This window comes from Stutzerimonas chloritidismutans (assembly GCF_020783375.1).
Taxonomy (GTDB): Bacteria; Pseudomonadota; Gammaproteobacteria; order Pseudomonadales; family Pseudomonadaceae; genus Stutzerimonas; species Stutzerimonas kunmingensis.
In genome coordinates this window covers 1,038,380-1,062,950 of record NZ_CP086067.1, presented here as the reverse complement: position 1 = coordinate 1,062,950, position 24,571 = coordinate 1,038,380, and the positions used below count along the sequence as shown (strand labels likewise).

The 24,571-nt window shown below is 63.1% G+C and carries 24 protein-coding genes; 12 read left to right on the top strand and 12 right to left on the bottom strand.

Annotated features, from left to right (window positions below; all coding sequences use genetic code 11):
- Nucleotides 1-43: 43 nt before the first annotated feature.
- Nucleotides 44-751, bottom strand: coding sequence for a HugZ family pyridoxamine 5'-phosphate oxidase (locus LLJ08_RS04870; protein WP_228208343.1), 708 nt, complete (start codon nt 749-751; stop codon nt 44-46).
- A 100-nt stretch (nt 752-851) separates the two neighbouring features.
- Between LLJ08_RS04870 and LLJ08_RS04865 the strand changes: the two genes are divergently transcribed.
- Entirely contained in the window at nt 852-1,610 is a 759-nt protein-coding gene (locus tag LLJ08_RS04865) for an SDR family oxidoreductase (RefSeq protein ID WP_228208342.1), read from the top strand.
- Between the two features lie 76 nt (nt 1,611-1,686).
- Here the strand turns inward: LLJ08_RS04865 and LLJ08_RS04860 are convergent, their stop codons facing one another.
- Entirely contained in the window at nt 1,687-2,691 is a 1,005-nt protein-coding gene (locus LLJ08_RS04860; protein ID WP_228208341.1) for a DUF481 domain-containing protein, read from the bottom strand.
- Between the two features lie 136 nt (nt 2,692-2,827).
- On the opposite strand from LLJ08_RS04860, the gene LLJ08_RS04855 reads away from it, so the two are divergent.
- Entirely contained in the window at nt 2,828-3,187 is a 360-nt protein-coding gene (locus LLJ08_RS04855) for an MGMT family protein (protein ID WP_228208340.1), read from the top strand.
- A 38-nt stretch (nt 3,188-3,225) separates the two neighbouring features.
- Complete coding sequence (locus LLJ08_RS04850; protein WP_228208339.1) at nt 3,226-4,926, top strand: AmpG family muropeptide MFS transporter; 1,701 nt, start codon at nt 3,226-3,228, stop codon at nt 4,924-4,926.
- 60 nt (nt 4,927-4,986) lie between these two features.
- Here the strand turns inward: LLJ08_RS04850 and LLJ08_RS04845 are convergent, their stop codons facing one another.
- Both LLJ08_RS04845 and LLJ08_RS04840 read right to left on the bottom strand, forming a co-directional pair.
- Entirely contained in the window at nt 4,987-5,811 is an 825-nt protein-coding gene (locus LLJ08_RS04845; RefSeq protein ID WP_228208338.1) for a mechanosensitive ion channel family protein, read from the bottom strand.
- Nucleotides 5,812-5,900: 89 nt separating this feature from the next.
- Complete coding sequence (locus LLJ08_RS04840; protein ID WP_003299849.1) at nt 5,901-6,380, bottom strand: YajQ family cyclic di-GMP-binding protein; 480 nt, start codon at nt 6,378-6,380, stop codon at nt 5,901-5,903.
- Between the two features lie 157 nt (nt 6,381-6,537).
- Here LLJ08_RS04840 and LLJ08_RS04835 point away from each other — a divergent pair, with 157 nt between their 5' ends.
- From LLJ08_RS04835 to LLJ08_RS04815, 5 genes are read left to right on the top strand one after another with little or no spacing between them, the layout of a single operon-like run.
- Nucleotides 6,538-7,503, top strand: a complete 966-nt coding sequence (locus LLJ08_RS04835; protein WP_228208337.1) for a response regulator — start codon at nt 6,538-6,540, stop codon at nt 7,501-7,503.
- 2 nt (nt 7,504-7,505) lie between these two features.
- The gene (locus tag LLJ08_RS04830; RefSeq protein WP_228208336.1) at nt 7,506-8,417 is read left to right on the top strand and encodes a putative 2-dehydropantoate 2-reductase; all 912 of its coding nucleotides are present in this window, start codon (nt 7,506-7,508) and stop codon (nt 8,415-8,417) included.
- Between the two features lie 46 nt (nt 8,418-8,463).
- Nucleotides 8,464-10,479: a sensor histidine kinase gene (locus LLJ08_RS04825; protein WP_228208335.1), complete on the top strand. Its 2,016-nt coding sequence runs from the start codon at nt 8,464-8,466 to the stop codon at nt 10,477-10,479.
- A 15-nt stretch (nt 10,480-10,494) separates the two neighbouring features.
- Nucleotides 10,495-11,085, top strand: a complete 591-nt coding sequence (locus LLJ08_RS04820) for a cob(I)yrinic acid a,c-diamide adenosyltransferase (RefSeq protein WP_003299844.1) — start codon at nt 10,495-10,497, stop codon at nt 11,083-11,085.
- Nucleotides 11,078-12,106: an ion transporter gene (locus tag LLJ08_RS04815; protein WP_228208334.1), complete on the top strand. Its 1,029-nt coding sequence runs from the start codon at nt 11,078-11,080 to the stop codon at nt 12,104-12,106. Before LLJ08_RS04820 ends, LLJ08_RS04815 begins: the two co-directional genes overlap by 8 nt.
- Before the next feature lie 63 nt (nt 12,107-12,169).
- On the opposite strand, the gene LLJ08_RS04810 is transcribed toward LLJ08_RS04815, so the two are convergent.
- From LLJ08_RS04810 to secA, 8 genes are all read right to left on the bottom strand, one after another.
- Nucleotides 12,170-12,946 carry an alpha/beta hydrolase family protein gene (locus LLJ08_RS04810; protein WP_090522253.1) on the bottom strand — a complete coding sequence of 259 codons (777 nt, stop codon included), beginning with the start codon at nt 12,944-12,946 and terminating at the stop codon, nt 12,170-12,172.
- Nucleotides 12,933-14,060, bottom strand: a complete 1,128-nt coding sequence (locus LLJ08_RS04805) for a DUF3182 family protein (RefSeq protein ID WP_228208898.1) — start codon at nt 14,058-14,060, stop codon at nt 12,933-12,935. Before LLJ08_RS04805 ends, LLJ08_RS04810 begins: the two co-directional genes overlap by 14 nt.
- Nucleotides 14,061-14,213: 153 nt before the next feature.
- Nucleotides 14,214-15,776: an alkyl hydroperoxide reductase subunit F gene (ahpF, locus tag LLJ08_RS04800; protein ID WP_228208333.1), complete on the bottom strand. Its 1,563-nt coding sequence runs from the start codon at nt 15,774-15,776 to the stop codon at nt 14,214-14,216.
- 120 nt (nt 15,777-15,896) lie between these two features.
- The gene (gene ahpC, locus LLJ08_RS04795) at nt 15,897-16,460 is read right to left on the bottom strand and encodes an alkyl hydroperoxide reductase subunit C (RefSeq protein ID WP_003284760.1); all 564 of its coding nucleotides are present in this window, start codon (nt 16,458-16,460) and stop codon (nt 15,897-15,899) included.
- Nucleotides 16,461-16,629: 169 nt separating this feature from the next.
- On the bottom strand, nt 16,630-17,571 hold the full coding sequence (locus LLJ08_RS04790) for a Nudix family hydrolase (RefSeq protein ID WP_228208332.1): 942 nt from the start codon (nt 17,569-17,571) through the stop codon (nt 16,630-16,632).
- Nucleotides 17,568-18,200, bottom strand: coding sequence for a glutathione S-transferase family protein (locus tag LLJ08_RS04785; protein ID WP_228208331.1), 633 nt, complete (start codon nt 18,198-18,200; stop codon nt 17,568-17,570). Before LLJ08_RS04785 ends, LLJ08_RS04790 begins: the two co-directional genes overlap by 4 nt.
- A gap of 123 nt (nt 18,201-18,323) precedes the next feature.
- Nucleotides 18,324-19,541 (bottom strand): bifunctional glutamate N-acetyltransferase/amino-acid acetyltransferase ArgJ, encoded by a 1,218-nt coding sequence (gene argJ, locus LLJ08_RS04780; protein ID WP_228208330.1) that lies wholly within the window; start codon nt 19,539-19,541, stop codon nt 18,324-18,326.
- Between the two features lie 114 nt (nt 19,542-19,655).
- On the bottom strand, nt 19,656-22,394 hold the full coding sequence (secA, locus tag LLJ08_RS04775) for a preprotein translocase subunit SecA (RefSeq protein ID WP_023444087.1): 2,739 nt from the start codon (nt 22,392-22,394) through the stop codon (nt 19,656-19,658).
- Between the two features lie 282 nt (nt 22,395-22,676).
- On the opposite strand from secA, the gene LLJ08_RS04770 reads away from it, so the two are divergent.
- The 4 genes from LLJ08_RS04770 (at nt 22,677) to LLJ08_RS04755 (ending at nt 24,457) form a co-directional block, all read left to right on the top strand.
- Nucleotides 22,677-23,132, top strand: coding sequence for a DciA family protein (locus tag LLJ08_RS04770; protein WP_023444086.1), 456 nt, complete (start codon nt 22,677-22,679; stop codon nt 23,130-23,132).
- A 122-nt stretch (nt 23,133-23,254) separates the two neighbouring features.
- Complete coding sequence (locus LLJ08_RS04765) at nt 23,255-23,719, top strand: hypothetical protein (protein WP_023444085.1); 465 nt, start codon at nt 23,255-23,257, stop codon at nt 23,717-23,719.
- Between the two features lie 96 nt (nt 23,720-23,815).
- Nucleotides 23,816-24,070 carry a YebG family protein gene (locus LLJ08_RS04760; protein WP_003299828.1) on the top strand — a complete coding sequence of 85 codons (255 nt, stop codon included), beginning with the start codon at nt 23,816-23,818 and terminating at the stop codon, nt 24,068-24,070.
- 117 nt (nt 24,071-24,187) lie between these two features.
- Entirely contained in the window at nt 24,188-24,457 is a 270-nt protein-coding gene (locus LLJ08_RS04755) for a DUF3509 domain-containing protein (RefSeq protein ID WP_228208329.1), read from the top strand.
- Nucleotides 24,458-24,571: the final 114 nt, after the last annotated feature.

Genomic DNA, 24,571 nt, shown 5'->3' with positions numbered 1-24,571 from the left:
TAACCGGATTATGCGCGTCACGGCTGAAGCGAAACTGAATCCCTCAGCCTCGCGCCATGGCAACCAGCGCCTGGCGCACGGCCATTGTCGTTTCGCATGGCTCCGGAAACGCCAGCCAATGCAGTGCCTGGCCGATACGCAGGTGGAAGCCCTCGCTATCGATCCCGACCATTTGCGCTGGCGCGCTCTGCGGCAGCCCCGCCTGTTCGACATAGCGGGCGATGGCAGCGGCGTGGTCATCGTTCATGTGCTCGACCATGCCCTGCTCCACCTCGCCGCGTTCGATCGCGAAGGGATTGGCCAGCGCGACGTGGTCCAGCCAGTGAATGGCGCCGAAGCCGCCGATGTAGCGCCAGCGCACCGGCTCCAGCACCCAGAAATCGAAGTCATGCACACGATGGTAGTCGCGCGACTCGGGAAAGTAGCGGTAGTAGCGCTGTGCCGCCGACTCGATTGCAGCGGGCTCGGCGAGCTGACGGGCTTCGGCAAGCAGCGTGAGTCGACCGGCCGCCTGCACATCCTCGGCGGCGCGTTCGCCGACCAGCAGCGAGCACCGCCCATCGGCCTTCAGATTGCTCGTGTGCTGGGCGATGCGGCTGATCAGGATCAGCGGCCAGCCATTGGCGTCCAGGCAGTAAGGCACTACCGAGCCGAACGGAAAGCCGGGCATGGCCTGGGAATGGGTGGAGAGCACGCCACGGTATTCCTTGAGCAGGAGTTGTCGGGCATGCTTGCTGGCTTCGGCGCTCACCTGAGGCTCCTCGAGACGGGTCCGGATCGACGGGCGCTCAGCATAACGGTTTCCCCGGCGGGCGTCGTTCCCGCAGCAGAACGACCACATGGAGATAGGCATGCAGCTTCAAGACAAAGTCATCATCGTCACCGGCGGCGGCCAGGGCCTCGGCCGCGCCATGGGCGAGTACCTGGCGAGCAAGGGCGCGCGGCTGGCACTGGTGGACCTGAATCAGGAGCGTCTGGATGAGGCAGTCGCGGCCTGCAAGGCCGCTGGCGGTGACGCCCGCGCCTACCTGTGCAACGTCGCCAATGAAGAGCAGGTCAGCGATATGGTTGTGCGCGTGGCCGGGGACTTCGGCGGCCTGCATGGCCTGGTGAACAATGCCGGCATCCTGCGCGACGGTCTGCTGCTCAAGGTCAAGGACGGCGAGATCAGCAAGATGAGCCTGGCGCAGTGGCAGGCGGTGATCGACGTCAACCTGACCGGGGTGTTCCTCTGCACCCGCGAAGTCGCGGCGAAGATGGTCGAACTGAAGAGCGAGGGCGCGATCATCAACATCTCCTCGATCTCCCGCGCCGGCAACATGGGCCAGACCAACTACTCCGCCGCCAAGGCCGGCGTGGCCTCGGCCACCGTGGTCTGGGCCAAGGAGCTGGCGCGTTACGGCATCCGCGTTGCGGGCGTGGCGCCGGGCTTCATCGAGACGGAGATGGTTGCCAGCATGAAACCCGAAGCGCTGGAGAAGATGACCTCCGGCATCCCGCTCAGGCGCATGGGCAAGCCGGCCGAGATCGCCCATTCGGTGGCGTACATCTTCGAGAACGACTATTACACCGGACGCATTCTCGAACTCGACGGCGGCCTGCGCCTCTGATCGCTGCGCCGCCAGCAATAAAGAAAGGCAGCCATCTGGCTGCCTTTCTTATATATGCGTGACGTACGGGATTTGCTTACCAGCCCACACCGAACCCGATGCTGTAGCGGGTCTCGTCGAGGTCGCTGTCGGCACCGCTGATGATGTCCTTCTCTGCCTTCATGTTCAGCGAGGCCCAGTCGGTGACCTTGTAACGCAGGCCAACCTCGGCATCCAGGGCATAGTCGGCGACATTTTCCAGCGGCTTGCCAAGCTCACCGGTGCTGAACAGCTCGAAGGTCTTGCCCACCAGGTAGCGGTTGTAGTCCCACTTCATCGCCGCCAGATAGAAGTTCTCCTTGTCGCCGTCGGCGAACTCGTAGTCGCTGCGGTTGAACAACGCCGCCAGCGAGAACGCGCCAAGCTCGTTGTCCCAGAACTGATAACCCGGACCGGTACCGATGGTGCGCTGACGACGGACGTCTTCGATCTGGTCGCGCTTGTAGCTCAGACGCCCCTGCCAGAACCAGTGTTCGTCGAGGAAGCGGTCCAGCGCATATTCGGCATCCCAGTTGTCGGTGACCGTAACACCGTCACGATACTCACGGTTGTAGTTACCGGTGCCGTTGTGGCGCCAGAGCCCATGGCGCGCCTTGGTGTCGAAGGAAACGTCATAGTCATCGGTGTCGGTTTCGGCACGCTTGTAATCCATCGCCACGTCGACATTGCCACTCCAGGTGAAATCCTGGATCAACGGCTTGGGATGAATGATCTGCGTGATGCTCGCCAAATCCACCGTGCGTGGCGCGGCACCATTGGCGATGACAACCTTGCCCTCGTCGGCCGCCTGCAGCGACTGGGCGACCTCGCCGGTCACGTCGTTCTGCTTGATCAGCAGCTTCTGGTCGCTTTCCAGCGTGGCGATCTTGCTCCACTTCAGCGGAATCGAGCCGCCGTATTCGGTTTCGATGAGCAGCTTGCCGCCGTCGAGCACACTGATCTTGCCGGTCAGACGATCACCATTCTTCAACCACACGGTGTCGGCGAACGAAGGCAGGGCAACGGCGGAAAGGGTCACGCAAAGCAGGGTTCTGGAGAACATATATGTGCTGAAAATCTGGTCGAAGGCGGTTGAAAGGCTGGCATTATCCCTATGCGTTTAGCTACAGCAAGCAAAGACCGCCGAATGGAGCGCTAGTTCGGCGCGCAGTACGCCTGCCTGCACCGGAGCACCTGTCATGGCCGACCTTCCACCACTGCTGCCACCCGCTGCCGACGCCGATGCACGGCGTGCCGCTGTTTATCTGATGATGTCGCAGATACCGCCGGGTAAGGTGGTGAGCTACGGCGAACTGGCCGCCATGGCCGGACTCGGTCGCGCGGCCCGCTGGGTTGGCCGGTTGATGTCTCAGCTGCCCGACGGCACCAGCCTGCCCTGGCACCGGGTGATCGCTGCCGGCGGACGGCTCAGCCTGCCGGCCGGTTCCCCTGCCGGGCACGAGCAGCGCATGCGCCTGCGGGCCGAAGGGCTGACCATCATCAACGACCGGGTGGACATGCGTCGGCACGGCTGGCATTCGACGGAGCACAGCGGTTAGAGTGCGCGCTTCGTCCAAACCGCACAGATCCTCGATGTATGTCCCGTGAAACCTGGCGCGATGCGCTAGCCGCCTACGCCAGCCCCGCTACGCTGGCCCTGCTGTTGCTGGGTTTCGCTGCGGGTCTTCCCGCCGTTCTGGTGTTCTCCACGCTGTCGGTCTGGCTGCGCGAAGCGGGCGTCTCGCGGGAAACCATCGGTTTTGCCAGCTGGATCAGCCTGGCGTATGCATTCAAATGGGTCTGGTCGCCGATGCTCGACCAGTGGCGACTGCCCTGGATCGGCGCGCTCGGGCGCAGGCGCTCCTGGCTGGTGCTGTCTCAGGCGCTGATCGCCATCGGCCTAGTTGGCATGGCGCTGTGCAACCCGCAATACAACCTCACGATGCTCATCGCGTTGGCGGTGGTCGTGGCGTTTTCATCGGCCACCCAGGACATCGCCATCGATGCCTATCGCCTGGAGATCGCCGAGGACAAGTTGCAGGCGACCCTGGCAGCCAGTTACATGACCGGCTATCGCATCGCCATGCTGCTCGCCAGCGCCGGCGCGCTCTTCCTCGCCGAATGGCTGGGCTCGAGCAGCCTCGACTACAACCAGGCAGCCTGGACCACGACCTATCTGGCCTTCGCCCTGTTGATCCTTCCGGGGTTGATCACCAGCCTGGTGATCCGCGAGCCGGACGCCGCTGCGCCGCTGCCCAACGAGCCCTCGCGCTATAGCTTCAATCACCAGCTCGCTGCAGTCGGCCTGCTGCTGGTGCTGCTGATCTCGATACCGGCGATGATCAACGCACTGATCGCCCAGGCCTGGCCGCGAGCGACGCTGTATGCACTATTCATCCTCGGCAGCATTTCGCCGATGGGCCGGGCGCTGTTCGTGCCGGTACGCCATATCTTCAGCCAAGCCAAGCAACGCCAGCGACCGGCGCGCTTCGACTTCGCCCACCAGGCGGTATCGGTGATCGTGCTGATTATCCTCATGGTGTCGACCACCGGTATGTTCCAGTCCTATTGGGGCGGTTACTGGCCGCGCGGCACCATGTACCTGCTGATCTGCTGGGGCTGCCTGTCGGCACCCGGGCGCATCCTGATGGGGCCGGTGCTGACGCCGATCACCGATTTCATCGTGCGCTACCGCTGGCAGGCGCTGCTGCTGCTGGGACTGATCGCCACCTACCGGATGTCGGATACGGTGATGGGCGTGATGGCCAACGTGTTCTACATCGATCAGGGCTTTTCCAAGGACGAGATCGCCAGCGTCAGCAAGCTGTTCGGTCTGGTGATGACGCTGCTCGGCGCGGCCTTCGGCGGCTTGCTTATCGTGCGTTTCAGCATCCTGCCGATCCTGTTCATCGGCGGAGTCGCCTCGGCAGCGACCAACCTGATGTTCATGCTGCTGGTCGAGATGGGCGCGAATCTGAACATGTTGATCGTCACCATCTCCTGCGACAACTTCAGCGGCGGCCTCGCCTCCACCGCCTTCGTCGCCTATCTGTCCAGCCTGACCAACCTGAAGTTCTCGGCCACCCAATACGCCCTGCTGAGTTCGCTCATGCTGTTACTGCCCCGTCTGCTGGGTGGCTACTCCGGGGTCATGGTGGAACACCTCGGCTACAGCGACTTCTTCCTGGTCACCGCGTTGCTCGGTGTGCCGACGCTGATTCTGATCGTCTGGCAGTGGCGCAGAACCCGCCAGCAGCCGGAGGACACACCGCACGAAACAGCCTCCGAACATTCCTGAGGCGACAAGCAGAAACGACGAAGCCGGCAAATGCCGGCTTCGCTTCGTTCAGGCAAGACCTCAGCTCTGAACCAGGTGCACCACGCGCTGCGGAAACGGAATGCCGATCCCCGCCTCGTCGAAACGCTCCTTCACCAGTTCGGTGAAACCGAAGGTCACCGGCCAGAAATCACCGGTCGCGACCCAGACCCGCAACGACAGATTGACCGAGCTGTCCCCCAGCCCAGTGACGAATACCACCGGCTCGGGGTCGTGCAACACGCGCTCGTCCTGCGCGATTTCCAGCAGTATCTGCCGCGCCAGCTTGATGTCTGCGCCGTAATCGATGCCGACGTTGATATCGGCACGACGCCGCGGTTCGCGGGAGTAGTTGGTGATATGACCATTGGACAGACTGCCGTTGGGCACCACGATGGTCTTGTTGTCGGCAGACTTGAGCACCGTATGGAAGATCTGGATGGAATGCACGGTGCCCGCTACGCCCTGGGCTTCGATCCACTCGCCGACCCGAATCGGACGGAACAGCAGAATCAGCACGCCGCCAGCGAAGTTCGCCAGGCTGCCCTGCAACGCCAGACCGATGGCCAGGCCGGCGGCACCGATCACGGCGATGAACGAGGTGGTCTCCACGCCGATCATCGAGGCCACGCTGACTAGCAGCAGCACCTTGAGCACGATGCTGGCGAGGCTGCCGATGAAACCGTGCAGGGTCGGATCCACATGACGACGCTGCAGCAGGCTGGCGACCTTGCCGGTCAGGGTGTTGATCAACCACCAGCCGAACAGCAGGGTCAATATCGCCAGGGTCACCTGGGCACCGTATTGCAGCACCACAGGCAGCCAGGATTCGGAAAGATCGACCAGGTAGTCGACGCTCAGGTCCATGGATTACTCCTTGTGAAAATCGGTGCCCGCAACGCGAGCACCGACGAAAAGCGGGGGATGAATGCACGCGCCGAGGCGCGGAGGGAGGATCAGTCGCGGAAGTTGTTGAACTGCAGCGGCATGCCGAATTCATGGCCACGCAGCAGGGCGATGGCTTCCTGCAGGTCGTCGCGCTTCTTGCCGGTGACGCGTACCTGCTCACCCTGGATGGCGGCCTGCACCTTGAGCTTGGCATCCTTGATGTAGGCGACGATCTTCTTCGCCAGCTCCTTGTCGATGCCCTCGCGCAGCACCACTTCCTGCTTGGTGCTCTTGCCGGAAGCGTAGGCGTCCTTGATCTCCAGGCACTGGATATCGATCTTGCGTTTGACCAGGCTCAACTTGAGGATCTCGAGCATCTGCTCCAATTGGAACTCGGCGTCCGCCGTCAGCTGCACGGTCAGATCCTTATGCTCGAAGCTGCCTTTGCCGCGCAGATCATAACGACGATCCAGTTCCTTGATCGCGTTATCGACCGCGTTGGTGACTTCGTGCTTGTCCAGTTCGGACACCACGTCGAACGAGGGCATGGGGATTCCTCCACTGTATAGCGCGACCGGCCGCATGAGCCGAGCGCGTATGTCTTGACGGTTAAGAAAGCGCGGTCATTATAACGATTCGACGTGTCAGCGCCCGCCCTACGGCAAGGAGTGACAGGACGTCCCCCTTCAATTGATTGAGCTTGCCATGCCCAACCCTCTCCTGAGCATTCTCGTCGTCGATGACGCCAAATTCTCCAGCGTCATGATCGGTCGCGCGCTGAGCAAAGCCGGCTACCAGGATATCCGCTTCGCCAGCAGCGCCGCCGACGCACTGGTGCAGCATTCGCAACGCCCCGCGCATGTCCTGCTGGCGGACTGGCTGATGCCGGAAATGGACGGCCTCGAGCTGACCGGCCAGATTCGCCAGCGCGACGCCCAGAGCGGGCACTACAGCTACATCATCCTGCTCACCGGCCGTGACAGCGAGAACGCCCTGGGGCAGGCGTTCGACCACGGCGTTGACGACTTCATCAGCAAGTCGGCGATGAACGAGCAGCTGTTGCCGCGTATCTTCGCCGCCGACCGTCTGTGCGGCTCGCTGCAACGGCTCAAGCAGGAGAATCACCAGCTCGCAGAGAATGTCGCGAGCCTCGAAGGGCAGAGCCTGCAGGACCCGCAGACCCATCTCGGCAACGCCCGCTACATGCACCAGCGCCTGGCGGCCAGCCTGCGCCAGATGGAGAACCGCGGCACGGCGCTGTACTACCTGCAGATCGGCCTGCCCGACTCCGATGCGCTGCGCGAGCGCTATGGCGATGCGGTCTACGCGGAGATACTCAGCGCCATCGGCACACGCCTGCAGCAGCTCGTCCGCCCGCTGGATGTGGTGTGCCGAATCAATGAAAGCCAGTTCGGCCTGCTGGCCCTGGTCAACGATCTCAAGGGTTGTTCGCCGAGCAGTTTCAAGCGCCTGCATGAAGGCCTGAATCTCAGGGCGCTGAAGACCAGCGAGGGTTTCGTATCCATCAAGGCGGGCATCAGTCTGATCAGCCTCGACACTGATGCGCTGCCGATCGCGCCTGAAACCATCATCGAGCGCGCGGCCGCCCTGCTGCCGAGCGCCTACAGCACCGGCCGCATCGTGCCGTTGCGCCTGAAGCAGTCGGCCTGAGGGTGAGCTGGCACGTCCTCGGCGCAGGCGCACTCGGCAGCCTCTGGGCGGCCCGCCTGGCTGGAGCGGGCGCAACAGTACGGGTAATCCTGCGCTCTGCCCAGCGCCTCGCCGATTACCAGCGCGCCGGTGGGCTCACGCTGACTGCCGACGATCTATCTCGGCTCTACGCCATCCCGGCAGAACTGCCTGATGCAAGCACGCCGATCCAACGCCTGCTGGTCGCGTGCAAAGCCTACGACGCCGAAGGCGCAATCGCTCAGGTGGCGTCCCGCCTCTCCTCTGGCTGCGAAATACTCCTGTTGCAGAACGGCCTCGGCAGCCAGCAGGCCATCGCCGAACGCTGGCCGCAGGCGCGTTGCATCTTCGTCTCAAGTACCGAAGGGGCCTATCGAGAAGGCGATTTCCATGTGGTGTTCGCCGGCCGTGGGCAGAACTGGCTGGGCGATTCGAACGGCGGCAGTGCACCGGCCTGGCTGGACGAACTGAACCGAGCGGGCATCCCGCAAACCTGGTCCAGCGACATCTTGGCGCGGCTCTGGCGCAAGCTGGCGCTGAACTGCGCGATCAATCCGCTGACGGTGCTCCACGATTGCCGTAATGGCGAGCTGCTGCAGCATCGCGAGCAGCTCGCCGAGCTTTGCGAAGAACTCGTCGAACTGCTCGAAGCCAGCGGTCAGCCATCCGCTGCCAGCGATCTGCAAGGCGAGGTGCTGCGGGTGATCGAGGCCACCGCGGCCAACTATTCATCGATGTATCAGGACGTTCGACTCGGCCGGCGCACCGAGATCGCCTACCTGCTCGGCCATGCCTGCCGCAGCGCCGACTCGCTGGGGCTCGCGCTACCCCGGCTGCACGAACTGCATCGCCACCTGCGTGAACACCTCAGCCAGCGCGGATTGCCCACGGACTGAGCCGCAGCTACCCTGCAGAAACTCTCTGCTATGCCGTGTCCCGCCAATGATCCTGCGTCAGCGCCTCGAAAACCTTCCGGTCGGCCGCAAACTGCTGCTGGCCCTGCTCGTCCTGCTTGCCGCCGTTCTGCTGGTTTCCAACCTGACGTTCATCAGCGCGGCCTACTGGATTTCACGGCAGAGCGTTGCGCCGCAGGCCATGCACACCCTCGGCGAGCTGTTCGCTACCGAAGAACTGAGCGCGCGGGCGCTGTCTTCGCCGGAAGCCGCCAGCAAGCTGCTCAAACGCCTGGACGGCTATGCGCCGCTGCGAGCCGCGATGATCTACGACCGCGACGGCAACAGCCTCGCGCAACTCCAGCAAGGCGACCGATTGCGTCTGCCCGAACAGCTCAGCGATGTCGAGCATTGGCGTGCCAGCGAGATTCGCGCCAACCTGCTGGTCAGGCTGCCGCAAGCCGATGGCAGTGCCGGGCATCTGCTGATGGTCGCCAGCAGCGAGCTGCCCGGCGCCTTCTACACCGGTACGCTGACCGCCAGCCTGGCCATTCTCGTCGCCAGCCTGCTGCTCTGGGTGTTGGTCGCCCGGCAGATACGTCAACTCATCACCCGCCCGATTCGCGAACTCGAAGCATTGTCACGCCAGGTCACCCGCGAGGAGGACTATTCCCTGCGCGCCAAGCCCGGCAACCAGGACGAGATCGGCCGGTTGGCCGATGCCTTCAACACCATGCTGTCGCGCATGGAGGCTCGTGAGCAGCAGCTCAAGCGCGCCCGTGACGATGCCCAGGAGGCATTCGATCATGCCCAGGGCCTGGCCGAGGAAACCCGCCACTCCAACCGCAAGCTGGAGCTGGAAGTGCAGGTGCGCAGCAAGATCGAGCAGAAGCTGACCGGCTTTCAGAAGTACCTCAACAGCATCATCGATTCGATGCCCTCGGCGCTGATCGCCCTCGACGAACAGCTCTACGTCACCCAATGGAACCAGGAAGCCAGCGCCCTTTCCGGAACGCCGCTGGATGACGCGCTCAACCAGCCGGTATTCGTCGCCTTCGAGCCGCTCAAGCCGTTTCTTGCGCAGATCCGCCGTACTTCGGAACAGCACGTGGTGGCGAAGATCGAGCGGGTGACCTGGTTGCGCAACGACGAGCCGCACCACTATGCGCTGACCTGCTACCCACTGACCGGCGCTGGTGGCCGCGGTGTGGTGATCCGCATCGACGACATCACCCAGCGCATCAACATGGAAGAAATGATGGTGCAGTCGGAGAAGATGCTCTCGGTGGGCAGCCTGGCGGCCGGCATGGCCCACGAGATCAACAATCCTCTCGGCGCCATCCTGCACAACGCACAGAACATCCGCCGGCGGTTGTCGCCGGAACTGGAACGCAATCGCGAGGCCGCAGAGGAAACCGGCGTGCGCCTGGAAGCGGTCAACCAGTACCTGCAGCGCCGCGAAGTGCCGCAGCTGCTCGATGGTATCCAGCAGGCCGGCTCGCGCGCGGCGAAGATCGTCAGCCACATGCTCAGCTTCAGCCGCATGAGCAACCGTCAGCTGGCGGACTGCCAGTTGCCCGTTCTGATCGATCAGGCACTGGAGATCGCCGGCAACGACTTCGCACTGATCGACGGTTTCGATTTCAAGGCCATCGATATTGTCCGTGACTTCGACCCGCGGATAGACCGCGTACCGTGCATCGGCAACGAGCTGGAGCAGGTCTTGCTCAACCTGCTGAAGAACGCCGCTCAGGCCATTCATACCCATCAGAGCGAGGAGCCGGGACAGATCATCCTGCGCACGCGCCTGAATCCGCCGTGGGCGGAAATCCACGTCGAGGACAACGGTGGTGGCATCCCGGAGAATGTGCGCAAGCGCATCTTCGAGCCATTCTTCACCACCAAGGAAGTCGGCCAGGGAACCGGGCTGGGTCTTTCCGTCTCGTATTTCATCATCACCAACAACCATCAAGGGCAGATGGAGGTGCAGTGCCACGCAGGCCACGGCACCACATTCACCCTGCGGTTGCCCCTGAACTCGCCCGGCGAGCAGATGGCGACCTGACCAAGGAACCGATACATGGGCAATCGACTGTCGAAAATCTACACCCGCACCGGCGATAGCGGCGAAACCGGCCTCGGCGACGGCCGTCGGGTTGCCAAGGACCATCCTCGCGTGGAGGCCATGGGCGAGGTCGACACCCTTAACAGTCAGCTCGGCCTGCTGCTGGCCGAACTGGCCGATGCGCAGGTGCAATGGCCAGCGCTCGACGAGCTGATCAGCGTTTTCGCGCCTTGCCAGCACCGCTTGTTCGACCTCGGCGGCGAGCTGGCGATGCCCGACTACCAGGCGCTGCAGGACAACGAAATCGAGCGGCTGGAACAGGCCATCGATCGCTGGAACCAGGAGCTCGGGCCGCTGAAGGAATTCATCCTGCCAGGCGGTTCCCGGCTGATCGCCCTCGCCCACCTGTGCCGCAGCATGACGCGCACTGCCGAGCGTCGTTGTCAGCAGCTCAATGCCAGCGAAACGGTACGCCCGGTGCTGCTGGCCTATCTGAACCGGCTCTCCGATGCGCTGTTCGTCGCCGCCCGCCTGATCGCTCGGCGCCAGGGTTGCGGTGAAATACTCTGGCAGCCAGCCGCTGCTTCACCTGCCGCGGATGACTGAGCCGGTCGTGGCGCGACAGGCCCGCCGTCGCGACCAGCTGCACGCCGCCTGGGAAGCCTTCATCGTCCTGTTGGTGTGCATCAACCTGTCGCTGATTCTGTTCGACAGCCTGTTCGCCCTGCAGCCTGTCAGCGCAGTGCTGGCGGACCTCGCGCCAGAGCTGCACGCGCGTTACCAGCAGAGTGTCCACGCCAACTTCCAGTACATCGACCTGGGCTTCGTCGCGATCTTCGTCCTCGACGTGCTGCTCGGCTGGACCGTGGCACTGTTCGAGCGCCGCTATGCACGCTGGTACTACTACCCGTTCGCGCACTGGTATGACGTGCTCGGCTGCATTCCCCTGGCCGGGCTGCGCTGGTTGCGCGTACTGCGTGTCGGCGCGCTGCTGATCCGCCTGCAGCGCCTGGGGCTGATCGACATGCGCGGCTGGGCCATCTACGGCCTTTTCAGCCGTTATTACTACCTGCTGATCGAGGAGCTTTCCGACCGGGTGATGGTGCGCCTGTTCGGCCGCCTGCAGCAGGAGATCGGCGCCAGCGACGACCTTTCGCGCCGGCTGCTGCAGGAAGTGGTGCGGCCGCGCAAACAGCGCTTGCTCAACGACATCTCGCGGCGCCTGCAGGACATGCTGGAGACCGGCTACCGCGACAATCGCGGCGCCATCGAAGGTTATGTCAGCCAACTGATTCACCAGGCGCTGCAGAACAATCCCGAGATGCACAATCTGCGGCGCCTGCCGCTGGGCAACCGCCTGGCCAGCACGCTCGACGATGCACTCAGCGACATCGCCGCGCGGCTGCTGCAGGGCGCCGTGGAAGGCATGCGTGGCCCGCAGTTCCAGGTACTGGCCGGCAATCTCGCCGACGAGTTCTTCGATGCCTGGGTCTACCAGGACGAAAATACCGACCTGGCGCTAGAAGAACTGCTGGTCGACGTCATCGAAGTGCTCAAGCAGCAGGTGCTCGACCGCCGCTGGAGTCGTTTCGTCGGCCCCACGCCCCCACCGACACATCCCGAGTGAGCGGACTGACGCAATGCTCCCTCCTGCGCGCCCCAAGGGCCGTCGGAGGCGAGTGCTGACCTGCTACTCGTCGACCGCCTTGAAGCCCTCAGGGGATTTTTCGTCGAGACGCGCGCCGATGATCATCTCGGTCGCCCAGTTCACCAGAATCGAGGTGTAGGCCTCCTGGCAGCGCTCGTTGCTCAGCGCATGGTCGGCACCGTCGATGATGCGATGGGTGAGGGAGTGGGTGCCGTGGAAGGCGGCACGATAGCTCATGATGGTTTCGTGTGGGACGAAGGTATCGTGCTCGGATTCGACGATCAGCACGTCACCGCGAAACGCCGCGCAGGCGGCCAACGCGCGGTTCTCGTCCGGTAGCACGCGCCGGCTGCGCAGCTGGTTGAGGATGTCGCGATCGAGCTGCCGCTTGGGCACCTGCCACTCCTCGTCGCGGTACAGCGCCGGCACGCGCAGGGCCAGCCACTTCACCGGACGCAGCGCGGTGAGAATCGCCGCGAGGTAGCCGCCATAGCTGGTGCCGACCACTGCAATCGCGGAGGGGTCGATATGCGGATGCTGGGCCAGCAGATCGTAAGCGGCGAGCAGATCATTGAGGTTCTGTTCCCGCGTCACGGTTTCCTGTTGCGCGCGGGTCTGCGCATGGCCGCGCAGATCGAACGACAGGCAGACACAACCAAGCCCGGCGATACCACGCGCGCGGTTCAGGTCGCGCTGCTGGCTGCCACCCCAACCGTGTACGAACAGCACGCCTGGCATCTTCTCCGGCGGTGAGAGGAAGGTCCCGGCGATATGCTCATCACCCACCAGGATGTTCACCATTTCGCTATGCGTCGCCATAGTCCTCCACCGTTACACACTTGGTGATGAAACCCACATCGGCATCCTCGTCCCGATACAGAACTTGCGCACCGGCCGGCACGCTCTGCTCGCGCCCATAGAACTCCAGCGAAGACGCCTTCACCGCGCGCGCCGAAGTGCCTTGCCTGAAGACTTCCAGGGCAGCCACTTCAGCGCTGCTGGCGCCGCCGATACGCCAGGATTGCTCGAGCACGCCGGAACGTGACCGGCCCCGGCCATCGACGCCCTGGGCGATGTCGTAGTTGCGTCGCGAGGCGAAGAAATGCCGATAACAGGCCGAGGCTGCCTCGTCGTAGACCTGCGCCTGGCGCACGGCCAGACGAGTCGTCTCCGGCACATCAAGGGCCATCAGCGCCTCGAAGTCGCCATCGACGACCACCAGATCCGAGCCGCCATACACCTCGTTGCCCGCGTTGTCCCGAGTCAGGCGCTGCGTACCGTAGTAACTGGCCAGACGGCCCCCGACACGTACCTGGCCGACACTGAAGGTGATGACGCGATCCAGATGCGCCTCCAGGACCAGGCCGTACTGGACCAGCTCCTTTTCATCGAGCGCAAACAAGGCCTCATCGAGGGTATCGGCTTCATCGACGCGCTGCTGCCCGCGGCCACCCGTGGCGCGTACCGGCTTGATCCGCACCGGCCCTTCGTGCAAAAGGCGCCGCCCGGCGTCACGCGCATCCTCGATGCTGAAGGCGCTGTAGCCGGCCAGCACGCTGCCCTTGACCTGGGTACTGAAGTCCCGCGACCAGCCGACCGGCGCCACGGCGTCCGGACGCACGAGCGGATGAGTGATCGCTTTGGTTTCGACAAAGGCCTGCGGCACGACACCACCAAACAGGTCACCCTCCTCGTTCAGCCCCAGCTCCTGGGCTTCGCGGAGGCCGACGACGGTGCCCGACGGTATCAGGTAGGGATGGGCGTCATAGCGACGCGTTGGATCGTACTCACCGCCGTAACTCGTCCCCAGCAAGGTCGCCAGGCGTTCGGCCAAGGCCGCGTGGACGACCTTCTCGTGCTGCGGCTCGCGTGGTCGGTTGGCATAGGTCAGCACGACCCGGCGTGAGCTCTGCAGCGTTTGCGCATTCATCATCGTTGTGGACAGCTCCATGGACTGCTCGGCATGTACGTCCTGAGACCCGGCGCGCCGGCAGGCGTTCGCTTCTGCCTGAGCGTCCTGCCGAGCGCCAGAAACGAAAAAGGGGAGCAACCTCGCGGCTGCTCCCCTTCGTTATTGCGCTTCGATTCAGGCCGGCGCGGACGACCGGATCAGGTGATCGAAGGCGCTCAGCGAGGCCTTGGCGCCTTCACCGACGGCGATCACGATCTGCTTGTACGGCACCGTGGTCACGTCGCCGGCGGCGAACACACCGGGAATGCTGGTCTGGCCCTTGGCATCAACGATGATCTCGCCGAAGCGCGACAGCTCCAGGGCGCCCTTGAGCCACTCGCTGTTGGGCAGCAGGCCGATCTGCACGAAGATGCCTTCCAGCTCGACCTGGTGCAGCTCGTCGCTGGTGCGGTCCTTGTAGACCAGGCCGGTGACCTTCTGGCCGTCGCCCTTGACCTCGGTGGTCTGCGCCATCTTCAGCACGCGGACGTTGGGCAGGCTGTTGAGCTTGCGCTGCAGCACGGCGTCGGCACGCAGTTCCTCGCCGAACTCGAGGAGGGTCACATGAGCGACGATGCCGGCCAGGTCGATGGCCGCTTCGACACCAGAGTTGCCGCCGCCGATCACCGCCACGCGCTTGCCCTTGAACAGCGGGCCGTCGCAGTGCGGACAGTAGGCGACGCCACGGCCGCGGTATTCCTGCTCGCCCGGCACGTTCATTTCGCGCCAGCGCGCGCCGGTGGCGAGGATCAGGGTCTTGGCCCTGAGCTCGCCGCCATTCTCGAACTGCACGCGGTGCAGGCCGTCGTCGCCGGCCGGAATCAGCTGGCTGGCGCGCTGCAGGTTCATGATGTCGACGTCGTATTCACGCACGTGTTCTTCCAGCGCGCGGGCCAGTTTCGGGCCTTCGGTTTCCTTCACCGAGATGAAGTTCTCGATGGCCATGGTGTCCAGCACCTGACCGCCGAAGCGCTCGGCGGCGACACCGGTGCGGATGCCCTTGCGCGCCGCGTAGATGGCCGCTGCGGCGCCGGCCGGGCCACCGCCGACCACCAGCACGTCGAAGGCGTCCTTGGCCTTGAGCTTCTCGGCATCACGGGCGCTGGAGCCGGTGTCGAGCTTGGCGAGGATCTCTTCCTCGCTCATGCGGCCCTGGGTGAACAGCTCGCCGTTGAGGTAGATGCTTGGCACCGACATGATCTGGCGTGCTTCGACTTCGTCCTGGAACAGCGCGCCGTCGATGGCGACGTGCTTGATGCTCGGATTGAGCACGGCCATCAGGTTCAGTGCCTGAACCACGTCCGGGCAGTTCTGGCAGGACAGCGAGAAGTAGGTCTCGAAGCTGTAGTCGCCATCCAGCGCCTTGATCTGCTCGATCACCTCCGGCGCCGTCTTCGACGGGTGGCCGCCGACCTGCAGCAGGGCCAGCACCAGCGAGGTGAATTCGTGGCCCATGGGGATGCCGGCGAAGCGCAGGCTGATGTTGCCGCCGATGCGGTTGAGCGAGAACGACGGCCTGCGTGCATCGTTGCCATCGGTCTTCAGGGTGATCTTGTCGCTGAGCTCGGCGATGTCCTGCAGCAGGCTCAGCATTTCCCGGGATTTCTCGCCGTCATCGAGGGACGCGACGATCTCGAAGGGCTGGGTGACCTTCTCCAGGTAGGCTTTCAACTGGGTCTTGAGATTGGTGTCCAACATGAGCAGCGGTACCCCGTACGGAATTCAGGAAATAAAACGCCCGGACGGTTCGCGTCCAGGCGTTGGGTTGCCAGAGGGCTTTGAAAAGCCCTCCAGCACGCAGGGCAGATAGGCGAAGCCTTAGATCTTGCCGACCAGGTCCAGCGAAGGAGCCAGGGTCTTCTCGCCTTCTTTCCACTTGGCCGGGCAAACTTCACCCGGGTGAGCGGCGGTGTACTGAGCAGCTTTCAGCTTGCGCAGGGTTTCCGACACGTCACGAGCGATCTCGTTGGAGTGGATTTCGACGGTCTTGATCACGCCTTCCGGGTTGATCAGGAAGGTGCCACGCAGGGCCAGACCTTCTTCTTCGATGTGCACACCGAAAGCGCGGGTCAGCTGGTGAGTCGGGTCACCGATCAGCGGGAATTGCGCCTTGCCAACGGCAGGGGAAGTCTCGTGCCAGACCTTGTGCGAGAAGTGGGTGTCGGTGGTGACGATGTAAACTTCGGTACCGGCCTTCTGGAATTCGGCGTAGCTGTTGGCAGCGTCTTCGATTTCAGTCGGGCAGTTGAAGGTGAAGGCAGCCGGCATGAAGATCAGCACGGACCACTTGCCCTTTAGGGATTCTTCGGTGACTTCAATGAACTTGCCATTGTGGAAGGCATTGACTTTGAAGGGTTGAACTTGAGTGTTGATCAGCGACATCTGCTAACTCCTTTAGGGGGTTCAGAAACTTTGACGGGGCCTACGATAACGCAGCCAACAGCATACCGTTAATTGATTAAGGGAATGACCGCGATTGCTTTCATCTATCGAAGACACATTTATCGGGTTTACAGCAGCATCGCCAGTGACCTGCATCAGCGTCAGCCGTTCAATCCGGCCAGAACGCTCGAATCGCAGCGACACCCTGCGCACCTGCCTGGCGTGCCGGGGACAGGTCGGACGCCTGAAGTCCGCCCAGCAGGTAGGCCGGTCGGTCGAAGCCTAGCAGCAAATCCGCGACCTGCGCCCAGCCCAACGGTGAGGCATCCGGATGGCTGGCGGTCGCCAGCACTGGCGACAACGTGACGAAATCTACTCCCAATGCGGCTGCCAGCGCCAGCTCCTCGGCATCGTGACAGGACGCCGCCAACCAGCGGTTCGCCGCGATCGGTCGTTCCCGCCCCGCATGCTCACGCAGCTGCCTGGCGGTCAGATGCCAGCCAGCCTCGGGATAATCGCATGCCCACTGTAGCGGGCCCTTGAGCATCAGCTGAGCCCGCCCCTCGCACAAGGGCAGCGCCCGCTCTGCCAACGCACGGTAGTCGGTAGGCGGTAGCGACGGCACACGCAGCTGGATCAGCCGTATGCCGTCATCCAGCGCTTGCGCGAGTCCATCGAGCAACCGTTGCGGGGCGAGGCCATCCGGCGTTATCAGATAACGGTGCGGCAGCCGCGCAGCCGCCAAGATCGGCTGGTTCGCAGCCGGGAAGCTGTAGTTCGTCAGTTGATCCGCCGTCACCCACATCAGCGGCTGGCCTTCCGCCCCGTGGGGTTCACCGGTAAACGCCTGCACCTCCCAGACATCGAGCAGCACTTGCTTGTCCGGATAATCGTGGCGCACCTGGATCAACGGCTGCGCCGCGGTGACTACGATGCCCAGCTCCTCCAGCAACTCACGCGCCAGCGCCGCCTCGACGCGCTCACCAGCCTCGACCTTGCCGCCGGGAAACTCCCACAACCCACCCTGATGCTTGTCGAGCGGGCGCTTGGCGATCAGTACGCGCCCGTCGGCACCACGAATGACGGCTGCGGCGACATGGATTCGTTTCACTTTCGCACTTCCTGCAGGGCACTCCGATGCCAGCGCTGAAAAGCCGGCCACTGATGGATCGTCTCGACGTAGCTCGCTGCGGCAGCTGGCAAGGCCACCTGATAACTGCGCAGGCGCGAAGCCACCGGCGCATAGAAGGCGTCGGCAATGCTTGGCTGGCCAAACAGATAATCACCACTCCGGCCAAAGCGCTCGCAGCAATCGCTCCAGATGGCGCAGATTCGCTCGACATCTGCCCGCACTTCATCGGGACGCTCGGGCAAGGCCTGGTCGCGCGCCATATCCATCGGCAGATGGCTGCGCAGCGCCTGAAAGCCGCTGTGCATTTCCGCGCAGACACTCCGCGCCAATGCGCGCGCATAGCGCTCGCGCGGCCATAGATGTGCACCGGGGAAATGCTCGGCCAGGTATTCGGCGATTGCCAGCGAATCCCACACCGGGCCGTCCTCGGTCAGCAGCACCGGCACCTTGCCGGTCGGCGAATAACCGAGCAGCCGGGCTCGACTGTCCGGCCGATAGAGTGAGACCGGAACCTGTTCGCACGCAGCGCCAGACAGTTCCACTGCCAGGGCGGCGCGCAGTGACCAGGATGAATAGTTCTTGTCGCCGACTACCAGTTGCAGAGCCATGACCGACGCACCTCGAGTTGCCTTCGGAAGAGTCAGCGGACGTTAAAGCGCGGCAAGCGCAAATGGCAATTCCCGTTGCACATGGGGCCATGCACAACGGGAATAGCTAAGGGCAGTATTCGATCAGGTCCGGTATTCGGCGTTGATCTTCACGTACTCGTGGGACAGGTCGGTGGTCCAGATGGTCTCGCTGCAGTCTCCACGTCCGAGCTCGATACGGATGGTGATTTCCTCGCGGGCCATTACCTCCGCGCCCTGCTCTTCCGTGTAGCTGGGCGAGCGCCCGCCCTGGCTGGCGATGCAGACCTCGCCGAGGAACACGTCGATCTTGCTCACGTCCAGATCTGGCACGCCGGCGTAGCCGACCGCAGCGAGAATGCGGCCCCAGTTCGGGTCCGAGGCGAACAGCGCGGTCTTGATCAGCGGCGAATGCGCGACGGCATAGGCGACGTCCAGGCACTCCTGATGATTGCCACCGCCGTTGACCTGCACCGTGACGAACTTGGTCGCGCCTTCGCCATCGCGAACGATGGCCTGAGCCACTTCCATGAAGACTTCCAGCACCGCCTGCCTGAGCCTGGCGAACAGCTCGCCGGAGGCGGAGGTGATCTCCGGCAGCGCCGCCTGGCCGGTGGCGATCAGCATGCAGCAATCGTTGGTAGAGGTATCACCATCGATGGTGATGCGGTTGAACGACTTGTTCGCCGCATCGCGTACCAGATCCTGCAGCACGCTGCCAGCCACCTTGGCGTCGGTGGCGATGTAACCGAGCATGGTCGCCATGTTCGGCCGGATCATGCCGGCGCCCTTGCTGATACCGGTGACGGTGACCGTCACACCATAATGCTGGAACTGCCGACTGGCGCCCTTGGGCAGCGTATCGGTGGTCATGATGCCGGTCGCGGCCTCGGCCCAGTGATCAGGCGACAGATCATCGAGTGCAGCCTGCAATGCCGATTCGATCTTCTGTACCGGCAGCGGCTCGCCGATCACGCCAGTCGAGAAGGGCAGCACGGCCGTCTCGTCGACTCCGGTGATGGCCGCAAGGGCCGCACAGGTGTGGCGGGCGTCGGCAAGACCTTGCGGGCCGGTTCCGGCATTGGCGTTACCGGTATTGGTCAGCAGATAACGCACCGGCCCGTGCATGCGTTCGCGGGTGACGAGCACGGGGGCAGCGCAAAAGGCATTGGTGGTGGTCACGCCGGCGACACGGGAGCCTTCGGCGCAGCGCATGATCACCACATCCTTGCGGCCCGGTCGCTTAATGCCGGCGGAGGCGATGCCGAGTTCGAAACCGGGTACCGGATGCAGGGTAGGTAAAGGACCAAGACCGACAGCCATGGATGCGCTCCTTCAGAACAATGGATGGCCAACAGGCCGAGAAAGGGGTTGCGACAAAAACGCCGCGAGCGGCAGAAGCCGGTCGCGGCGCGGAATCATCAGGCGAGGTCGGACTTACTGAACCTGCCCGTGACAATGCTTGTACTTCTTGCCCGATCCGCACGGGCAGGGCTCGTTGCGACCGATCTTCGGTTCGGTCCGCACTGGCGCCGCGGCGACGTCAGCCTGACCTTCGACCTCGGGCTCCTCCTCCGGCTGATCCAGCGCGGACACCTCGGCATGCTGGAACTGCATGCGCTTGGCCAGCTCTTCGGCTTCGCGGCGCAGACGGGCTTCTTCTTCGGCCGGATCTTCTCGACGAACCTGCACATGGGACAGCACGCGGATGCTGTCGCGCTTGATCGATTCGAGCAGGTCCTGGAACAACGTGAAGGACTCGCGCTTGTATTCCTGCTTCGGGTTCTTCTGCGCGTAGCCTCGCAGGTGGATGCCGTGACGCAGGTGGTCCATGGTTGAGAGGTGGTCTTTCCACAGATCATCCAGCACACGCAGCACGATCTGCTTCTCGAAGGAGCGCAGTGCCTCGACGCCAGCCAGCTCTTCCTTCTCGTTGTAGGCGGCCAGCAGCGCTTCGAGAATGCGCTCGCGCAGCGTTTCCTCGTAGAGTTTTTCGTCCTCGTCGAGCCACTGCTGGACCGGCAGACGCGTACCGAAATCGCTGTAGAGCACCGCCTCCAGGCCCGGGATATCCCACTGTTCCGGCAGCGACTGCGGCGGAATGTGCGCGCTGATCGCGGCGTCCAGCGCTTCCTGGCGGAATTCGGCGATGGTCTGGCCGATTTCATCGGCTGCGAGCAGGCTGTTGCGCATGTGGTAGATCACCTTGCGCTGCTCGTTGGCCACGTCGTCGTACTCGAGCAGCTGCTTGCGCATGTCGAAGTTGCGGCCTTCGACCTTGCGCTGCGCCTTTTCAATGGCGTTGGTGACCATGCGGTGCTCGATGGCCTCGCCGGACTCCATGCCCAGCGCCTTCATGAAGTTCTTCACCCGATCGGAGGCGAAGATGCGCATCAGGCTGTCTTCCAGCGACAGATAGAAACGGCTCGAACCCGGGTCGCCCTGACGACCGGCACGACCGCGCAACTGGTTGTCGATACGACGGGATTCATGACGCTCGGATGCAATCACGTGCAGGCCGCCCGCCTCGAGGACCTGCTGGTGACGCTTCTGCCAATCCGCCTTGATCTGCGCGACCTGTTCTTCGGTCGGGTTGTCCAGCGCCGCGACTTCCACTTCCCAGTTGCCGCCCAGCAGGATGTCGGTACCACGGCCGGCCATGTTGGTGGCGATGGTCACGGCACCGGGGCGCCCGGCCTGGGCGATGATCTCGGCTTCCTTGTCGTGGTGCTTGGCGTTAAGCACCTTGTGCTCGAAACCTTCGGCCTCCAGCAGGCGCGACACGTATTCGGAGGACTCGATGGTCGCTGTACCGACCAGCACCGGACGGCCCTGCTCCCGGCACTCCTTGATGTCGGAGATGATCGCGGCGAACTTCTCTTCCTGGGTCAGATAGACCAGGTCGTTGAAGTCCTTGCGCGCCAGCGGCCTATTGGTCGGGATGACCACGACCGGCAGGTTGTAGATCTGCTGGAACTCGAACGCTTCGGTGTCGGCGGTACCGGTCATGCCGGCCAGCTTCTTGTACAGGCGGAAGTAGTTCTGGAAGGTGGTCGAAGCCAGGGTCTGGCTCTCGGGCTGGATCTGCAGCCCTTCCTTCGCTTCGATGGCCTGATGCAGACCTTCGGAAAGACGGCGGCCCGGCATGGTGCGGCCGGTGTGCTCGTCGATCAGCAGTACCTGGTTGTTCTGCACGATGTATTCGACGTTGCGATGGAACAGCTTGTGGGCGCGCAGGCCAGAATACACATGTGTCAGCAAACCGAGGTTATGCGCCGAATAGAGGCTTTCGCCCTCGGCCAGCAGACCGGCCTGGGTCAGCAGCTCCTCGATATACTGGTGACCCTGTTCGTTCAGCTCGACCTGACGGGTTTTCTCATCGATGGAGAAATGCCCTTCCTGAGTAACGACTCCCTCCTCTTCCTCGATGTGCTGGGTAAGGCGTGGAATGAGCAGGTTGATCTGCTGGTAAAGCTTGGAGCTGTCTTCAGCCTGCCCGGAAATGATCAGCGGTGTGCGCGCTTCATCGATCAGAATGGAGTCGACTTCGTCGATCACGGCGAAGTTGAGTTCGCGCTGGTTCTTTTCCTGCAGGCTGAACGCCATGTTGTCACGCAGGTAGTCGAAGCCGAACTCGTTGTTGGTGCCATACGTAATGTCGGCTGCGTAGGCAGCGCGCTTTTCTTCCGGCGGCTGGAACGGGGTGACGATGCCGACCGAGAGGCCGAGGAATTCGTACAGCGGGCGCATCCAGTTGGCATCGCGTCGCGCCAGGTAGTCGTTGACCGTGACTACGTGCACACCTTTGCCGGCCAGCGCATTGAGGTAAACGGCCAGGGTAGCCACCAGGGTCTTGCCTTCACCGGTACGCATCTCGGCGATGCGCCCTTCGTGCAGGGTCATGCCACCGATCAACTGCACATCGAAGTGGCGCATGCCCATGACGCGTTTGCCCGCTTCGCGGCAGACGGCGAATGCTTCGGGGAGGATCTGATCGAGGGTTTCGCCTTTCTCGAGACGGGCCTTGAACTCTTCGGTCTTGCTGCGCAGTTGCTCGTCGGAGAGCGACAGCATCTGCTCTTCGAGGGCATTGACGGACTGCACCGCCTTGAGCATGCGTTTGACCTCACGCTCATTCTTGCTTCCAAAGAGTTTCTTCAATAAAGGCGCAAACATATCGACAAAGACTTCCATGCTGGGGATGGAGGCACGTCCGCGAGGTCACGGCTGCGTGCAAAGGGGCCATTCTACTCGGAAACGGCAGTGAGGAAAGGTGCCTGACTGCGCAGCACCATGACGCAACGGACGCGCTACCGGGTACCTGTATATTCGCAGCTGGCAGGCGATAAACCCTCTAGGCTGGGCATTTGCGCAGCACGCCAACGCCGGAGGCGGCAGGATATTCCCCGAACCGGCTTCTGCTACCATTCACGCTTCTACCAAGCATCTCGGACCATCATGGCCTTTCGCCCGTCGCCGGCTCGTGCTCCTGCCTCATTGTTGCGCGAAGCGAAGCCGCTCAGAGCTTTGTTCGGCGAAGCGCTTCGGCTCGATCGTCTGCAACAGCTGCTGGAGAGCCAGTTGCAGCCCGCAGCACGCGAACACTGCCGCGTGGCATCCTGGCGCGAAGGTTGTCTGCTGCTTATCGTCACCGACGGCCACTGGGCGACACGGCTGCGCTATCAGCAGCGGCGTCTGCAACGTCAACTGGAAGTGCTCGAAGAGTTCGCGGGCCTGACGCGTATCCAGTTCAAGGTACAGCCACCGCCCCCGCCCAGGCACACGCCGGCGCGTACGCAACCGCTTTCGAGCAACGCCGCCGACAGCATTCAGGCGGCAGCTGATGGCATCCGCGACCCTAAGCTTCGCGCTGCACTGGAACGTCTGGCCAGCCGCAGCAAAGTGGACGACTGACATCCTGCGACAAATGCTTGCCACTTCGTTGTTGCCCGGGGTCCGCCGCCACGGGTTAGCATGCCCCCATCGCAACGGAGGACGTTCATGCTGCCCAACCACCTGATCGTCGGTACTCGACCATGCTGATTGGCGCTCTGCTCATCCTGACCTGGCTGGTGCTGCTGATCCGCTATCCATTCAGGGCCGTACCCATTTCACTGGGTGCCGTGCTCGGCCTTGCCTTGGTCGCTGGCTGGGTACTCTGGCAGGAGCATCGCGAAGAGCAGTTGCTCGCTCGTATCGAAATTCAGTTGACTCACGACCCTCGTCACTGCGCCGGCGGGCAGCCGCTGCATGTGCGCCTGCGCAATCACACCGACAAGAAGTTGCAGAGCCTGCAGTGGGAAGTCGCCGCCTATGCGCCGGGCTCGCGCACCAACCTGGCGCGACGCGCCTACGATGCACCGGATTACCAGGGGGCAGGTGGTCTGCAGCCCGGCGCAAGCTGGGAATCCTGCCTGCCGCTACCGCTGCTGCGCGCCGGTTACCGCGCCGCCACACTGGAGTTTCGGGCCGAGCGCGTGCAAGGCCGATTCGAGAACTGACGAAACTCCGCTTCCTGCGCAGGCTTTCAATCTTCGCCGCAGCCGCTTATGCTGTACAAATAAACAGTATCAATCTGCCAATGACCGAGGTGGTAAATGGCCGTCGAAGTGGTGTACCGCAGCAGCCGGGACCTGGAGCGTTTGTTCATGGATAAAGCCGAAGCCGATCGTCACGACAAGATGCTTGAGCTGGCAGAGGCGCTAGCTGCGGTGCTGCAGCAAGCTTCGCCGTCGCTGAGCGAACAGCAAGCCGAAGACATCGGCATCTACATGGCCAGGCACCGCGAGTTGTTTGCCAAGGCATTCAAGAGCAGCCCCGATGTTCTGACGGAGCTGACTGCGCAGGCATGAAATGAGATGGCAGGTATGCCCGCGACATTTTTGCGGCGGTCAAGCCGTTGCGCCCGGGAAACTTGTCATCGCCTTGCCTGGTCCATTGCTGGCAACCCCTCACACAGGTATCCAGGCATGACGAGTCCATTTCAGAAGATCAGTGATGTGTTTCGTCCGCGCTACAACGTCAACTTCAGCATCGAGAAGCCCGATGGCAGCATTCTGCTGACATTGACGGGCTCGGAAGGCGTTGCAGTGAAGCGCTACATCAGTGCCGACCAATGGCGCGATCAACAGCAATTGCAGCGACTCATTACCAGCCTGCAAGTCAGTCTGGCCATCGAGCGCGGCGAGCAGTTACCACAACGGATGTCCCACGGAGGCTTGCAACCCGTACCAGTGTAATGTCATCAACCTGACTGCCTGCAGGTTGCGCCGCTCCGCCCCGAAACTTACCCAACAAAAACAAGAATCCATCTTCGTCTGACAGCCGCCAGGCTTGCAGCGAATCGGCGCGCC

Bases quoted from the DNA above. Each gene is read 5' to 3' on its own strand.
- LLJ08_RS04845 (WP_228208338.1), bottom strand. From the start codon at position 5,811: ATGGACCTGAGCGTCGACTACCTGGTCGATCTTTCCGAATCCTGGCTG.
- LLJ08_RS04760 (WP_003299828.1), top strand. From the start codon at position 23,816: ATGGCCGTCGAAGTGGTGTACCGCAGCAGCCGGGACCTGGAGCGTTTG.
- argJ (WP_228208330.1), bottom strand. From the start codon at position 19,541: ATGGCTGTCGGTCTTGGTCCTTTACCTACCCTGCATCCGGTACCCGGT.
- LLJ08_RS04770 (WP_023444086.1), top strand. From the start codon at position 22,677: ATGGCCTTTCGCCCGTCGCCGGCTCGTGCTCCTGCCTCATTGTTGCGC.
- LLJ08_RS04755 (WP_228208329.1), top strand. From the start codon at position 24,188: ATGACGAGTCCATTTCAGAAGATCAGTGATGTGTTTCGTCCGCGCTAC.
- LLJ08_RS04825 (WP_228208335.1), top strand. From the start codon at position 8,464: ATGATCCTGCGTCAGCGCCTCGAAAACCTTCCGGTCGGCCGCAAACTG.
- LLJ08_RS04850 (WP_228208339.1), top strand. From the start codon at position 3,226: ATGTCCCGTGAAACCTGGCGCGATGCGCTAGCCGCCTACGCCAGCCCC.
- secA (WP_023444087.1), bottom strand. From the start codon at position 22,394: ATGTTTGCGCCTTTATTGAAGAAACTCTTTGGAAGCAAGAATGAGCGT.
- LLJ08_RS04785 (WP_228208331.1), bottom strand. From the start codon at position 18,200: ATGGCTCTGCAACTGGTAGTCGGCGACAAGAACTATTCATCCTGGTCA.
- LLJ08_RS04815 (WP_228208334.1), top strand. From the start codon at position 11,078: ATGACTGAGCCGGTCGTGGCGCGACAGGCCCGCCGTCGCGACCAGCTG.
- LLJ08_RS04840 (WP_003299849.1), bottom strand. From the start codon at position 6,380: ATGCCCTCGTTCGACGTGGTGTCCGAACTGGACAAGCACGAAGTCACC.
- LLJ08_RS04765 (WP_023444085.1), top strand. From the start codon at position 23,255: ATGCTGATTGGCGCTCTGCTCATCCTGACCTGGCTGGTGCTGCTGATC.
- LLJ08_RS04855 (WP_228208340.1), top strand. From the start codon at position 2,828: ATGGCCGACCTTCCACCACTGCTGCCACCCGCTGCCGACGCCGATGCA.
- LLJ08_RS04805 (WP_228208898.1), bottom strand. From the start codon at position 14,060: ATGATGAATGCGCAAACGCTGCAGAGCTCACGCCGGGTCGTGCTGACC.
- LLJ08_RS04835 (WP_228208337.1), top strand. From the start codon at position 6,538: ATGCCCAACCCTCTCCTGAGCATTCTCGTCGTCGATGACGCCAAATTC.
- LLJ08_RS04865 (WP_228208342.1), top strand. From the start codon at position 852: ATGCAGCTTCAAGACAAAGTCATCATCGTCACCGGCGGCGGCCAGGGC.
- LLJ08_RS04810 (WP_090522253.1), bottom strand. From the start codon at position 12,946: ATGGCGACGCATAGCGAAATGGTGAACATCCTGGTGGGTGATGAGCAT.
- LLJ08_RS04860 (WP_228208341.1), bottom strand. From the start codon at position 2,691: ATGTTCTCCAGAACCCTGCTTTGCGTGACCCTTTCCGCCGTTGCCCTG.
- ahpC (WP_003284760.1), bottom strand. From the start codon at position 16,460: ATGTCGCTGATCAACACTCAAGTTCAACCCTTCAAAGTCAATGCCTTC.
- ahpF (WP_228208333.1), bottom strand. From the start codon at position 15,776: ATGTTGGACACCAATCTCAAGACCCAGTTGAAAGCCTACCTGGAGAAG.
- LLJ08_RS04820 (WP_003299844.1), top strand. From the start codon at position 10,495: ATGGGCAATCGACTGTCGAAAATCTACACCCGCACCGGCGATAGCGGC.